At 40.8% G+C, this 14,186-nt stretch carries 15 protein-coding genes; 7 read left to right on the top strand and 8 right to left on the bottom strand.

Features of this window, described 5'->3' with window-relative positions; all coding sequences use genetic code 11:
* Positions 1-127: 127 nt before the first annotated feature.
* Positions 128-958: a winged helix-turn-helix domain-containing protein gene (locus HGG78_RS15415; protein WP_172533419.1), complete on the bottom strand. Its 831-nt coding sequence runs from the start codon at positions 956-958 to the stop codon at positions 128-130.
* Between the two features lie 658 nt (positions 959-1,616).
* Here HGG78_RS15415 and HGG78_RS15410 point away from each other — a divergent pair.
* Together HGG78_RS15410 and HGG78_RS15405 are read left to right on the top strand one after the other, a co-directional pair.
* Positions 1,617-2,306, top strand: coding sequence for a sulfite exporter TauE/SafE family protein (locus tag HGG78_RS15410; RefSeq protein WP_168524882.1), 690 nt, complete (start codon positions 1,617-1,619; stop codon positions 2,304-2,306).
* Between the two features lie 117 nt (positions 2,307-2,423).
* The gene (locus tag HGG78_RS15405) at positions 2,424-2,855 is read left to right on the top strand and encodes a YccF domain-containing protein (protein WP_053308978.1); all 432 of its coding nucleotides are present in this window, start codon (positions 2,424-2,426) and stop codon (positions 2,853-2,855) included.
* Positions 2,856-2,910: 55 nt separating this feature from the next.
* Here HGG78_RS15405 and HGG78_RS15400 read toward each other — a convergent pair whose 3' ends face one another.
* A complete protein-coding gene (locus HGG78_RS15400; protein WP_172533418.1) occupies positions 2,911-3,780 on the bottom strand; it encodes a glycerol kinase in 870 nt (289 codons plus the stop codon).
* 214 nt (positions 3,781-3,994) lie between these two features.
* On the opposite strand from HGG78_RS15400, the gene HGG78_RS15395 reads away from it, so the two are divergent.
* Positions 3,995-4,852: a Vmh family MBL fold metallo-hydrolase gene (locus tag HGG78_RS15395; RefSeq protein ID WP_172533417.1), complete on the top strand. Its 858-nt coding sequence runs from the start codon at positions 3,995-3,997 to the stop codon at positions 4,850-4,852.
* A gap of 19 nt (positions 4,853-4,871) precedes the next feature.
* Here the strand turns inward: HGG78_RS15395 and HGG78_RS15390 are convergent, their stop codons facing one another.
* From HGG78_RS15390 to HGG78_RS15380, 3 genes are all read right to left on the bottom strand, one after another.
* Positions 4,872-5,279 carry a hypothetical protein gene (locus HGG78_RS15390; RefSeq protein ID WP_172533424.1) on the bottom strand — a complete coding sequence of 136 codons (408 nt, stop codon included), beginning with the start codon at positions 5,277-5,279 and terminating at the stop codon, positions 4,872-4,874.
* Between the two features lie 9 nt (positions 5,280-5,288).
* Positions 5,289-5,768: a methylated-DNA--[protein]-cysteine S-methyltransferase gene (locus HGG78_RS15385; RefSeq protein WP_172533423.1), complete on the bottom strand. Its 480-nt coding sequence runs from the start codon at positions 5,766-5,768 to the stop codon at positions 5,289-5,291.
* 108 nt (positions 5,769-5,876) lie between these two features.
* A complete protein-coding gene (locus HGG78_RS15380) occupies positions 5,877-6,767 on the bottom strand; it encodes a LysR family transcriptional regulator (RefSeq protein WP_168524402.1) in 891 nt (296 codons plus the stop codon).
* 148 nt (positions 6,768-6,915) lie between these two features.
* Here HGG78_RS15380 and HGG78_RS15375 point away from each other — a divergent pair, with 148 nt between their 5' ends.
* A complete protein-coding gene (locus HGG78_RS15375) occupies positions 6,916-7,275 on the top strand; it encodes a MaoP family protein (protein ID WP_053308983.1) in 360 nt (119 codons plus the stop codon).
* Between the two features lie 153 nt (positions 7,276-7,428).
* Here HGG78_RS15375 and HGG78_RS15370 read toward each other — a convergent pair whose 3' ends face one another.
* Positions 7,429-7,680 (bottom strand): DUF3081 domain-containing protein, encoded by a 252-nt coding sequence (locus HGG78_RS15370; RefSeq protein ID WP_053308984.1) that lies wholly within the window; start codon positions 7,678-7,680, stop codon positions 7,429-7,431.
* A 320-nt stretch (positions 7,681-8,000) separates the two neighbouring features.
* On the opposite strand from HGG78_RS15370, the gene nagB reads away from it, so the two are divergent.
* Entirely contained in the window at positions 8,001-8,801 is an 801-nt protein-coding gene (gene nagB / locus HGG78_RS15365; RefSeq protein ID WP_172533416.1) for a glucosamine-6-phosphate deaminase, read from the top strand.
* 94 nt (positions 8,802-8,895) lie between these two features.
* On the opposite strand, the gene HGG78_RS15360 is transcribed toward nagB, so the two are convergent.
* Positions 8,896-9,204, bottom strand: a complete 309-nt coding sequence (locus HGG78_RS15360; RefSeq protein WP_053309057.1) for a bactofilin family protein — start codon at positions 9,202-9,204, stop codon at positions 8,896-8,898.
* 8 nt (positions 9,205-9,212) lie between these two features.
* Complete coding sequence (locus HGG78_RS15355) at positions 9,213-10,160, bottom strand: M23 family metallopeptidase (RefSeq protein ID WP_172533415.1); 948 nt, start codon at positions 10,158-10,160, stop codon at positions 9,213-9,215.
* 768 nt (positions 10,161-10,928) lie between these two features.
* Here HGG78_RS15355 and HGG78_RS15350 point away from each other — a divergent pair.
* Together HGG78_RS15350 and HGG78_RS15345 are read left to right on the top strand one after the other, a co-directional pair.
* On the top strand, positions 10,929-12,878 hold the full coding sequence (locus HGG78_RS15350) for a PTS mannitol transporter subunit IICBA (RefSeq protein WP_172533414.1): 1,950 nt from the start codon (positions 10,929-10,931) through the stop codon (positions 12,876-12,878).
* Positions 12,879-12,990: 112 nt separating this feature from the next.
* On the top strand, positions 12,991-14,139 hold the full coding sequence (locus HGG78_RS15345) for a mannitol-1-phosphate 5-dehydrogenase (protein ID WP_172533413.1): 1,149 nt from the start codon (positions 12,991-12,993) through the stop codon (positions 14,137-14,139).
* Positions 14,140-14,186: the final 47 nt, after the last annotated feature.

The raw sequence follows: 14,186 nt of genomic DNA, 5'->3' as shown, positions 1-14,186 counted from the left end.
AATCAAAGCTTTGGGTTCATCAAATTTAATGCTATATTTTTCACTCTGATATTCTCTTGATGATATGGATTTTGTTACGTTGATGTGAATGGATGTTAATAGCAGTGCTAGTGAAATAAATACAAACTTATACATTGGTTATACCATGTTCAGAAAGATTAGTATTTATCTCATTTATGGCATCAATAAAGTTAAGGCCAGAGTACGAAAAGTTTATTGATTTTTTTTCTAAATATAGGTAAATTGAAATGTCTTTTTGGCTAAAGAAAATATCACAATCGCACTTTATTTTAGAAAGTAAAATTAATTTTTCATTGTTTGTTTTTTGGTTTAAATATATCTTTCTCCCATCTTTTAGTCGATGAATGTTAATTTCATTGTTTTGATGGTTTTTTTTGTTATTATCATAACTACAAATTGTCGAAAAAACTAAAAACATTATCGACAATATAAGCATTGTTATTGGAGATGAGTTTGATTTAGTTCTGCTCTCAACGCAGTTGTTTTTTCTGTTTATTTTTCCTTTCTTTATTTTGTATCCCATCTTAGGCATCGTAATTATTATATCTTGCTCAGGTGATAAACTTTTCAATGCGACTCTTAAATCGTGGATACTTTTTGTTAAGGATATTTCTGTTACTACCGTATTACCCCATGCATACTCTAGCAAATAATCTTTGGATAATACTTCTCCTTCATTTGAAACTAATGCACTTAAAACAAGCGCATCTCTATAACCTATTTTTTTCTTTTTTCTATTAAATAATAAAGTACTTTCTGTACTATTAAAATCTATTTTCATAGTTGCCATCTTCGCTATTGATATATGAGTTAATAGTAGGGGTTGTATTTTATTTTTGTTATAAAAAAACATAAAAAAAGCTAGGTTAGCGTGTTTTTTTGTAATGCATAATGTAATTGCATTATTTTTTGCTGTAATTTTGTGATTTTGGTTCATTATTTTAATTGTAATTATTGGTTTTTTATGTTTAATTGCATTTTTTATTATTTAATTTTTATTAATCTTATGGATATTGTTCATAATAAGTGGTGTGTTTTATTTTTTTTGTTTAAAATTTTTATTTGCACTCCATCTTGAATGGAGGGATAAATTTAAGGTAAAGAAAAGGTTAAAAGAAACTCTGTATGGCAGGGTGAGATCGTGAACGTTTTTTAGTCAAAGTGACGCTATACTCCCTTTTCGGGAGGCCACCATGAACTTTGAGCACTTCAAAGAACACTTTCACTCTATTAACGATGAACGACAAGGTCCAAGGTGACTAATTGTCTCTTTGATGTCTGATTTGGTTCCCTATGAGCAGGTATTAGCTGTGGGGCCAAGGGATGGTTTGATTTACGTGCATACATTCTCGGTCGTCCTGGTGGCCTACCACATTAACGTCCAAATCTGTGTTGCAGCTAGTTTGATACTTTTTTGTCTTATATTGTTTTATGGTTTATCTGGCAACATGCAAGAGTATTATACTTTTACTCTAGATAAAGAGATTCCTTCATTGTAAAGTCAATAAGTTATAAAAATTAAAGTGTGATATTTTTTGCCGGCTTACAGGAAGGTTTTTGTGTCTGAGTGGATTACTACGCCTGCGTTGATTGCTATGTTCCTTATTTTCCTTGGATCTTTCGTGCAAACGGCGATTGGCTTTGGATTAGCGATTGTAGCTGCACCTTTGCTATTTCTTGTTTCACCGGATTATGTGCCGGCCCCCATCTGTTTAGTGGCGTTATTTATCTCAATACTCAATGCGATGAAGCATCGTAGTAATATTGAAATTGGTGGATTGAAAATGGCGCTTATTGGTCGTGTTCCTGGCTCTATCGCTGGTGGTTTTTTGTTAGTGATGGTGTCAACCGATGCATTAGCACTTTGGTTAGGTCTATTAGTGCTGTTTGCGGTGGTGGTGAGTTTACTGCCATTTCGTATTGAACCGACCCCTACGCGCATGGGTGTTGCGGGTTTTTTCTCAGGCTTTTTTGGCACCAGTTCTGCGATAGGTGGACCGCCAATGGCATTACTGCTACAGCATCAAGAGGCCAATCAATTACGTGGCAATCTTTCGGCTTTCTTTGTTTTCAGCTCGATCATCTCTTTGATGATTCAGCTACCCGCTGGGTTTTTAACTGTACATCATTTGTGGATTACCATTCCGTTAATTCCAGCAGCGTGGGTTGGGTATAAATTGGCCTTGATGACCACGCAGGCGTTACCCAAAGAAAAAATTCGCGTTGGGGCGCTGTTGTTATGCTCTATCAGTGGCGCAACGGCGGTGTGGCAAGGGCTGTTTTAAGTTTGTTAATCTTCAGTTACGTATGGTTTGGGATACTTAACGGTATCTAATTTAGCACTAGGTTGCTTGTAATTTAAGCGATCGATAACAGAAGTATGTTTTGGAAAAGGTGAAGTTATGAGAACGTTGGGTAACATTATTTGGTTTTTGTTTGGTGGGATTTTTATGGGCTTGGCGTGGTGGTTCTTCGGTTTGCTCGCCTTCATCAGTATTATCGGTATTCCTTGGGGACGAGCCTGCTTTGTGATCGGTAATTTTTCATTTTTCCCATTCGGCCAAGAAGCGATCTCGCGCGATGAATTGACCAATGAAACCGATATTGGCACCAGTCCACTTGGTTTTATTGGCAATGTCATTTGGTTTATTTTTGCAGGTTTTTGGTTGGCGGTTGGTCATATCCTTTCTGCTTGCGCATGCTTTATTACCATTATCGGTATTCCATTTGCGTTGCAGCATTTGAAATTAGCCGTGATCTCTTTAGCGCCGATTGGCAAAACCATTGTACCGAAAGAAGAAGCTGCTCGTGCCCGTTATTCTTCTCATCGTTAGTGGCTGATTTTTTCCAAGACTCCGAGGGTATCTTCGGAGTTTTAATTTCCTCGGTTCAATAGGCTTTTATACCGAATGCCCGCAGCTTGCTTGGCAGTATCTCATCCAGTTTAGTTACGTCTTCATCATTGAGTTCAATGAGATTAAAAGCGTGTTCGTGATAAATCATGCGCACTTTTTCTTGATCTTTTTCTGCCGTCGGTCCTGAATCTGAGCCCCAATATTGGAGATAGACTTTACCTGCGGGTAAGTAAAAATCGCTGGTAATGTCTTGGTCGATAGGAAGTTGACGCTCATAGGCATGCACCACACCTGCCATATAAAGCCAGTTATCAATCAATAATTCACCTTTTGATCGAACGTAATGGCCATCCAACGTGCGATGTTTTGCTTCAAATTTTTGACGAAAACTGGAGTAGGATTTATCGGTGGAGTGTGTTTCAGCATCTTGCCCGCAAAATTCAATAACGGACTGCTTTAAACGTTTATTACGAGTTATTGAATCATGCCAAACGACGAATTGGCTTTCTGATTCTTTCCCTTCACGCTGCTGCCCTCCTGCTCGTAAGCCCGATTTTGTGACTCTCCAGCCGGTGTCACTTTTCGCTATCCAGCCTAGTTCACTCAATAGTTGGTTAATTTTCTTCGGGTTGAGTTTAAAGCGTTCACCCAATTGCGTGGCGCTAAGGGTGATACCACGGTTAGCGTCTAAATCGATTAACAAGTTTTCAGGCCAAACGATGAATTGTCCAAACTTTTGATGATCGACGTATTCGCCGCCAAATTTTGCGCCGAGTTCGGTGAGCACCCATTTTTCATCGTGGCGGTTAATATATCCTGCTTTTTTGAGGTCACTAAAAAGTTGTTTAGCTTCTAGCTGGCGAATTTTCGCAAGCGCTGAGGTGGATATTTTCTCTGGTTTCATTCAAACCTCAAAAACAGTGGAAAATATTTGCTATTCAATCATATGCTTTTCATAAAATTCAATACTGCCTGCACTAAAGTGATGGATGCAGCGAGTTTTTCCTTTGTTTTGTATCTAAATTTGAACTAGTTATATTCTATTTTCGATCTATTTGTTCTCATTGAAAAACAATAAGCTTGTTATCACTTCGAATCATGACTAACAGGTATTAATAATGACATTCCAACAACGTGCTTTAACCGGCTTACTTTTAGCAGGTGTTTCTTTTTCTAGCCTAGCTGCGCTGACTTTCCAAACTTATAACCCAGGAGAAAAGGGGATTTTCCCCGTCAGTTCCACTCTAATTAGTGGAGAAAAACAAGCCATATTGATTGATGCTCAATTTGGTACTAAAGATGGTCAAGCATTGGTTGATATGATCAAGCAATCAGGTAAAGAGTTGACGGCTATTTATATCAGTGGTGGCGATCCAGACTTTTATTTTGGCCTTGAGCCTTTAGTGTCAGCATTTCCGGATGTCAATGTGCTAGCAAGCAAAGCCGTTGTACAGCACATTGAGGAGACGAAAGATAGAAAACTTCAGTACTGGGGGCCGATTTTAGCCGATAGTGCGCCAAGCAAAGTTTTTGTACCTAAGGTATTTAATCGCAGTGAGTTTTCTTTAGAAGGTGAAAAAATCTATGTAAAGGAACTGAACACCCATCAATCTTATCTATGGGTTCCATCGCAAAAGGTTGTTCTTGGTGGCGTTGCTGTAACGGCTGGCATGCATGTATGGACAGCGGATAGTCAAACTCCTGAAGCGAGATCTGAATGGGTTCAAGCATTAGATAAAATGGCAGATCTTAAGCCAGCTAGAGTGATTCCTGGGCATTATTTAGGTGATATGCCGCAAGGTATTGAAGCGGTATCGTTTACTAAAGCTTACCTTGGTCAATTTGAAAAAACGCTTAGCAAGGCGAAAAATTCAAAACAAGTGGTGGCTGAGATGGTGAAGGCTTACCCAACATTGTCCGGTCAACAAGACTTAGAACTGAGTGCTCAAGTAAACACTGGTGAGCGTCAGTGGTAACTGGTTTTAAAAGCGCGAGTTATTGACTCGCGCTTTCTATCGTTGGCATTTTGGCTTCAACATAGCCGATCTTAGTCCAGACATTACTTAATTTATACATAGCGCAAACGCTACAAGTTAGGACTTCACCTTGGCCATGTATCACCATCACAATGTCTTCACGTTGTTCTTTCGAATTATTGCGCACTTGAATAGAAATTTGAGTCCCGTCAACGGTGTAGGGACGAGACCAAGTTTGTTTTTCTGAACGTGCGCTAACGATACCATCTTCAAATATCAATAAATCGGAATTGTATTGGTTATCATAAGTACCGTGAAACTCGTAGGTTTCACTATTGGCCCAACGCTCAATATCTTCCTGAGAGCAGCCTTGTAGAGCAGATATGAGTGCCAAAGTGCCTATCCATTTCACTAAGGGATAACTCATCATAAAACGTTACCTCGATAATCTATTCTCAAGCTCTAGTAAACTTGCTTTGCGTTCAAGCCCACCAGCATAACCGGTTAGTTTGCCATTTTTCCCTATAACTCTATGGCATGGCACAATAATAGAAATAGGATTTTTCCCATTCGCCAGCCCAACGGCTCTCACCGCTTTAGGGTTACCAATGGTATTCGCTAATTGCTGGTAATTCCATGTTTCCCCATAAGGGATCTTGCATAATGCTTGCCAAACAGATTGCTGAAATACGGTGCCTTGTGCAGCAAGAGGAATGTCAAATACAGTTCGCCGCCCGGTAAAATACTCATCTAACTGCTTGATTGTGCTAGTAAGTATAGGACAGTTTTCTGATTTTTCTCCTAATTCATCAGGTCTCGTTGTTTCGGTTTCAAACCAAGCGCCGAGCAACCCCTGTTGGTTGGCTTGTAATGTCATCAGCCCTAACGGACTTTGATAATAAACAAAGTGATTCATATTGTTGATTCCAGCAGTCGAAAGTGACATAGCTCCCCTGCAAGCCGACTTATTTTCTCGTAAATCAAGTTGGCGCATTGGTATATTGATTACGGCTTCATTATAAACTCAGTCGATAACCGCATCACCTGCTTGTTGTAAAGAGTAAGCGGTTAGTGGATCAATATTAGCCACTAACTTTTCAACTTGTGTAATTGCTTCAATCGATGAGCTGTTTTTACGATAGCTTAGATAGATAGGGCGTTGCCAATCTTCCACATCTTCAATGCGATACAGTTGGCCTGAATTGATAAATGGTTCAACTAAAGATTTAGGGAGATAAGCACTGCCGCCTTTTTCGAGAATGAAATCAAGTGCAATACGAGCGGTAGACGTTCGTAAAAATGGAATTGGAGCCTTTGGGTGTCGCTCAGAGTGCTCTGATGCGAAACGACTTCCCCAATCTACATAGACATATTTGTTGTCAAAGGCGGTAGCTAACGTATCAGGTCGAGTGGATACCAATACTAGTACTATATCTGCTACTTTTTTGCAGTTGAGTTCTTCGGCTTTGATTTGGTCGAAAGCAAAAGCCATATCCAATGTGCGTTCAAGTAAACTGCGATTGAGGTGTTCTCTACCCATTACTTCAGCCATAAAGCCATAGCCGGTAAAAGAGTCGGTGACAATGCTTAAGCAGTTTTGCAAATAGGCATCCCATACATTTGGTGTCCCGCCTAGCGTGAGTTGTAAGGCCTTCCCATTTTCAAGAGAGAGTTCGAATTTCGCTTGTTGTAGGGTAGCGACCATCACTTCTGCATAGTTGATGAGCCGTTCCCCAGCAGAGGTGAGCTTGATATTATTGCGATCTCGCGTAAACAGTTGAGCATCGAAATAATTTTCGAGTTGTTTAATGCGTGCACTGACCGCTGCTTGAGTCAAATAAAGGTTTTCAGCTGCTCGCCCAAAGTGACGAACTTTAGCGAGTTCTAGAAAAGTGCGAAAAACTTTTACATCCATATTTAATCCTCTGAAATTACCCCGCCAGATTAACAAGGAAGAGCAATTATGACGATAAAAAATTTTTGTTTTTCTTTTGGAAGAATTACGCCTAATTTTCGCCTGATCCATCGCTACATGGTGGCAGCATTATTCACATGAGGTTGATATGTCTGAGACTGAATTCCGTCACGGAAAAAAACGATTTTTTGACAATGTAAAGTTTCCGCGAGGCTTTGCAAAATCTGGTGATTTTACTCTTGCTGAAGAGGAGCTTCTGATCACTTATGGGGACACCATGCTTGGCCTAGAATCTGGTGATATTCTTCCAGAAAGTGCAGAAGAAGCGCATTTTATTAAAGCGATTGAAAATCCAGTAAAGGCTAAATCTAAGCTAGAGCGAGTTTGGTTGAAATACACACAACTGGCTCGTGGTCGTAAGCGATTCCATACTCTGAATGGTCGCAACAAACCGGAAGCGGGTGACGACTATAACGAAGAAGAAGTTAGCTTAAGCGAAGAAGATTAATCTTCATATCTAACGCAGAATCCTCATGGCTTAGGATTTGCTCATCGTTAAGCGGTTTCAACGCGCCAATGAAACTGATTAAGAGTTTAGCCAGTGTCTTCCTGTCAAAGCCCTAGCATTGGTTTGTTGCTGGGGCCTTGTTCCCAGTTCGTGCTATTTCGCTAACTGCGATACTTTCTTTAAGAAACTATCTCTTAAATGTTCTTGGTCGTAATCTAAATGGTAAGTGTTGTGAAAACCAACCTTGAGTTCTACACCATTACCGCGCATATAGATGTTGTAACCATCGTAGTCTGAAAAGGCTTCAATACCCTCGTAAATCTTGCCAAACTCAGTGGGTGTGCCGTTCTCCATTATCATCTCATAGGCATGTAGAACTTTTGTGCTATCCAATTCATTTTTCATGAGGTTAACTCCTTTCTTGCCTGTGTGACAAGTATGGTCAAGGAACGCCGCTCCTGCCATCAATCATCGCGTTTTAGATCAAGTTTCCACTTAATTTTACCTATGAATTTTTTCTGTATATTCACTAAAATGATGAGAGTATGAGAGAGGTTACTGTTTTAATACAGATGATGGGTGAGTGTTAATTGAACAATCTTGGGCAATTTATTCAATAAACTTCTAAAATTTGACCTAAAACAATGGCAGTCGCTAAAAACTTATTTTATAATGCGAATTAATGTTTCAGTACATCATAATATTCCAATTATTAGAGGCCAAACATGAGACTTATCCCGTTAAAACAGGCAGCGCAAGTAGGTAAATGGGCTGCTGCACACATCGTAAAACGTATTAATGCATTTAACCCAAGCGCGGATCGTCCTTTCGTTTTGGGCTTACCTACTGGTGGAACACCGCTTGCTACGTATAAAGCGCTGATCGAAATGTACAACGCCGGTGAAGTGAGCTTTAAGCATGTGGTGACATTTAACATGGACGAGTATATCGGTATTCCTGCTGATCATCCGGAATCTTACCGTTCATTTATGTACAACAATTTCTTTAAGCACGTTGATATTCAAGAAGAAAATATTAATTTGCTTAACGGTAACGCTGATGACGTTGATGCAGAATGCAAACGTTATGAAGACAAAATCAAGTCTTATGGCCGCATCAATTTATTCATGGGCGGTGTGGGTAACGATGGCCATATTGCTTTTAATGAACCTGCGTCTTCTCTTTCTTCACGCACTCGTATTAAAACGTTGACCGAAGATACACGCATTGCTAACTCACGTTTCTTTGATGGTGATATCAACCAAGTACCTAAGTATGCATTGACGATTGGCGTGGGCACTTTGCTTGATTCAGAAGAAGTGATGATTTTGGTGACTGGCCACAATAAAGCACTTGCGTTGCAAGCTGCAGTTGAAGGTAGTGTGAATCATCTATGGACTGTGTCTGCACTGCAGCTTCATGCTAAATCTGTGATCGTATGTGATGAGCCATCAACCCAAGAGCTGAAAGTAAAGACAGTAAAATACTTTACTGAATTAGAAGCGAAGAATATTGTAGGTTTTTAAGTCACCGACTGTTTTATAAAAAAGCCCTGATAGAAATAGCAGGGCTTTTTTGATGAGGCATCATGCTGTCGTTATAGAAGTAAGCTTTGAAGTGTTATGCTTCAGCAGCTAATTTTACATCTTTCAATTCAACGAGTTGTTTTTCTGGGTGCTTTTCAGGTGCTGGGTAAGTCACCCCGTTAAAACGACCACCGTGTTCAATACTAAGGTCGTCACTATAAATAGAGCCAGTAACGCTGCCTTTACTTAAAATTTCAATTTTAGTGGCGTGACATGTACCTTCAAATTCACCATTGATAATCAGATGCTCGGCAAACAGTTCCCCGCTAACGATACCCGTTTCACTGATCACTATGGTTTTATCGACATGTATTTGACCTTCAACTGAACCATCAATTTGTATATCGCTTTCTAGCTTGAGCTGTCCGTTAATGGCGCAGCCTTTTGCGATGAGAGTTGTAGCTGAGCGCTGACTCTTAGCTCGACTTTGTTTACTAAAGATTCCCATCGGATACCTCTTACCTTACTAAATATCGTTTCAAAATCATTTACGCCCCAATCAACAAATGGTCTTGGATCTAAAGAGCGCCCGACAAATCGAATTTCATAGTGCAAATGTGGGCCTGAAGACAACCCGGTGTTGCCGGAATAGGCAATTAAGTCACCTTTTTGCACAAAATCACCCCCTTTCACTGCAAATTTCTGCAAATGTGAATAAGAGCTGGTAAAACCATAGGAGTGCTGAAGACGTAAAAAATTTCCAGAACCCTTGTTACTTGCCCGAGTGACCTCAACAACGCCATCTGCTGGGGCATAAATAGGTGTACCAGTATTCACTGCAAAATCTTGTCCGCGATGAACTTTGACTGCGCCTGTAACGGGGTGGACACGTTCACCATATCCTGACGAAATTCGCGCGTTATGCACAGGTGCACCACTTGGTATTTGGGTTAGCATCACCATTCTTACTGAAGAAGTGATTGCAGCAGTGTCTAAACGTGACTCTAGTTCCGCACCGCTTTCATCTACACCGAGCACTTTTTCAAGATCACCCAGCCTATCCGATACCAACTGCATTTTTTCTTCACGTTCTAGCAGATCATTTTCTAAGTTGTCTTTTAGTTCTTTTAATGAAGTGACTTCTTCGCTTAAAGACATGGATTGACTTTCTAACTCCTGTTGTTTGAGTTTGGCAAAGTCAACTTCATTTACTAGATAATAAATAACGCCGCCAGTCGCCACGACACCAGCCAGTAGCAAGTATCCAAATCCTTTTAGAAAGTGGCGAAACCATTTACCGATATGAAAGTGCTTTGTTCCATGAATAGAGGAAACAGAAACTATAACTCTTTCTTTCATTGATTCGTTTACAGCGTTAATAGTGAAAAGTGACCGGATTCTATCAGGGAATCAGTAATGTCAAAACATTTAGCGTTGTAGGGTAATGCCTAATTCACAACCTTATTGTTATCTTTGTGAATTGGAACGCATGCACGATGCAATCGTGATTAGAAAAACATCAATTTAAACAAAGCACTAGCTTAATACTGCACTCGATGATAAATGGTTAATGAAATAGATGTCCCCCGAAATGCTGCTAAATGCAGAAGCCAAATCTAGGAGGTTGTAGGCTAATCGCATTTTATCAGCACAATGCATTGTGACTCTGAGATTCTTTATTATGCATATGGTTTCTTAAGTGGCGTGTATGTAAATTACAGAATTAACAATTAATATTGGGGTGATTTATTTTTCAAGGCGAAATAAATTGCAAAGTGTGATCTATGGCATGTTATATATTTGCGTGAATTATAAATATAGCAAATGTGTGACTTGTGTCTTGTTTTTATTTTTATGTGACTTAGCTTAATTGTGATGTTGATTGTAAGAAAGTAATTGACAACCTAAATTTTCATTATTTGTAATAAAATTTCATGTCAAATAAATGATGAAGATCACGAAGAAATCATTTGTGAGCTAATTTTTATGAGAGGCATATCACGAAAAACCCGTTGTCAGTTCTAAAATGAATTTGTGTGGTAAATTGATTGTGTACTAAGCAATCAACGGTTTTTGCGAAACCGTTACAACAACAATATTCATCAGAACATCGAACGGGGAATCCACATGATATCACCAGATGCAAAGATCAAGATACAAAATTTTGGTCGCTTCTTATCTAACATGGTTATGCCAAACATCGGCGCGTTTATCGCGTGGGGTTTTATAACCGCACTATTCATCCCAACTGGCTGGTTACCGAATGAGACACTAGCCTCTATGGTTGGACCGATGATTACCTATTTGCTGCCCCTACTTATCGGTTATACCGGTGGTAAATTAGTGGGTGGTGAGCGAGGAGCCGTGGTGGGTGCAATTACCACTATGGGCGTGATTGTTGGGACTGACATTCCAATGTTCATGGGAGCGATGATTGTCGGCCCTATGGGCGGCTGGGCAATCAAAGCATTTGATCAGCGTGTTGAAGGCAAAGTAAAAAGCGGTTTTGAGATGTTAGTAAATAACTTCTCTGCAGGCATTATCGGTATGCTCGGTGCGATGCTGGCTTTCTACTTAATTGGTCCTTTTGTTAAAATTCTTTCTGGTGGTCTTGCGGCTGGAGTTAACTTCTTGGTTGCAGCTCACCTTTTACCGCTAACGTCTATTTTTGTTGAACCAGCGAAGATCTTGTTCCTAAATAACGCGATCAACCACGGAATTTTCTCTCCGCTTGGTATTCAACAAGCGAGTGAAACTGGTCAATCTATCTTCTTCTTAATTGAAGCTAACCCAGGTCCTGGCCTTGGTATTTTGCTTGCTTACATGGTGTTTGGTAAAGGGACCGCTCGTCAAACCGCTGGTGGGGCATCTATTATCCACTTCTTTGGTGGTATCCACGAAATTTACTTCCCATATATTCTAATGAATCCACGTCTTATCTTGGCAGCCATTGCTGGTGGTATGACGGGCGTATTCACCCTGACGGTATTTGACGCAGGTATTGTTTCTCCAGCATCTCCAGGCTCAATCTTTGCGGTGTTATTAATGACGCAAAAAGGCTCTATTGTTGGCGTATTATGCTCTATCTTTGCTGCTGCGGGTGTGTCGTTTACGGTAGCGTCACTGCTTATGAAGGCACAGGGCACTACCGAAGAAGAGGGTGATGAAGCGGCATTAGCAAAAGCAACATCACAAATGAAAGACATGAAATCTGGCGCTAAAGGTAATGCAGCAACAGCTTCACGCAAGGGTCATATCAACTTAGCCAATGTAAAAAGCATTATTGTTGCGTGCGATGCGGGTATGGGGTCTAGCGCAATGGGCGCAAGTATGTTGCGTAAGAAAGTCAAAGATGCAGGCCTTGCCATCCACGTATCAAACTTAGCCATTAATAGTTTGCCAGAGAATGCAGAAATCGTGATTACTCATAAAGATTTAACAGACCGGGCACGTACTCATGCCGCTAGCGCACACCATATTTCATTGAGCAACTTTTTAGACAGTGAAATGTACAACCAATTAGTGACTCAATTACTTGCTGCGCAGCGCCCACAAGCCGCAAATGATAGCGAAGCGGTTAAACTTTCGATTCTAGCGGCCAATGATGACAGCTTTGAAGTACAACAACCTTCGGTATTCCAAATTCAAAAAGAGAACATTCACCTTGGCCTGAATGCGTCAAGCAAAGAAGAGGCAATACGCTTCGCTGGCAACAAGTTGGTGGAATTGGGATACGCCGAGCCTGAATACGTGGATGCCATGTTTGAACGTGAGCAAATGGTATCGACATACCTCGGTGAATCGATTGCAGTTCCTCATGGTACGGTGGCGGCAAAAGATCGCGTAATCAAGACCGGTATAGTGATTTGCCAATACCCAGCTGGCGTTCAATTTACCGATGATAAAAGCGATGTTGCAAAACTCGTTATTGGTATCGCAGCAAAAAATGATGAACACATTCAAGTGATTACTACCATTACTAACGCACTCGATGATCCAGAGGCAATCGAGAAGCTTACCTCAACGAAAAGCGTGAGCGATATATTGGATATCCTATCAGGTACCCAAGCGGCGTAAACCTTTTGCTCCTGAGGCAAAACGAGGTCGGTGTCCCCCTATAGCGCTGACCTCACCTCAATCGTTTGTTAGTAAGTTCTGTTTTCTCAACAAGTTTTTGGTAGGTAAGATTATGAAAAATGCAGTACATTTTGGCGCGGGTAATATTGGACGTGGTTTTATTGGCAAATTGCTCGCTGATGCCGATATTGAAGTTACTTTTGCTGACGTAAACGCACCGTTGGTTGACCAACTCAGTCATAAGCAAGAGTACAAAGTGAAAGTTGTTGGATCCGAGTGTAAAATCGACACCGTGACTCATGTAACAGCGGTTAATTCTGCGAGTGAGGACGTCATTGACCGAATCGTAAAAACCGATTTAGTCACCACCGCCGTTGGTCCTGCAGTGCTGGATATCATTGCAAAAACCATCGCGCAGGGGATCAGCAAGCGTTTTGCTGTTGGCAATGATACCCCGCTGAATATTATCGCATGTGAGAACATGGTACGTGGTACGACACACCTTAAAGGTGAAGTGTATAAGTATCTAGACCCTGCACTTCATGCTAAAGCCGATGAGCTGATTGGTTTTGTAGACTCTGCGGTGGACCGTATTGTACCTCCAGCGGAAGCGGCTAACGATGACCCATTAGAAGTCACGGTTGAAAGCTTCAGTGAATGGATTGTTGATGAACAGCAGTTCAAGGGTGAAGTTCCAGACATTGAAGGCATGGAAAAAACCGATAACCTCATGGCCTTTGTGGAACGTAAACTCTTTACTTTAAATACGGGTCACTGTATTACCGCATATTTTGGGTGTTTAAAAGGGCATCACACGATTCGTGAAGCGATAGAAGACCCATCGATTCGTCAAGAAGTGAAACAAGCGATGCACGAAAGTGGCGAGGTGTTGATTCGACGTTATGGGTTTGATCGTGCACTGCACTCCGCTTACATTGACAAAATACTCGGGCGCTTTGCCAACCCTTATTTGGTGGATGAAGTGGATCGCGTTGGCCGTCAACCGTTAAGAAAACTTGGTCCTAACGATAGATTAATCAAGCCATTACTCGGTACAATCGAGTACGGTGTTGAGAACAAAACCTTATTAAAAGGTATTGCAGCGGCGTTGAAATACACCAATAGTGATGATCCTCAAGCGGTTGAGTTGCAACGCTCAATTTCTGAACAAGGGGTTAATAAGACACTGGCTCACTACACCGGGTTAGATGTTGACAGCGAACAAGTAAAACAAATTGAAGCGATTTATCATCAGCTTTAATGACAATAACAATATTTTGGAGGGCAATCGTGCCCTCCCTTCACCAC

This window comes from Vibrio aestuarianus, assembly GCF_012395185.1.
Lineage (GTDB): Bacteria > Pseudomonadota > Gammaproteobacteria > Enterobacterales > Vibrionaceae > Vibrio > Vibrio aestuarianus.
The sequence above is the reverse complement of the archived record's forward strand: the minus strand, read 5'-3'. Positions and strand labels throughout refer to the sequence as shown.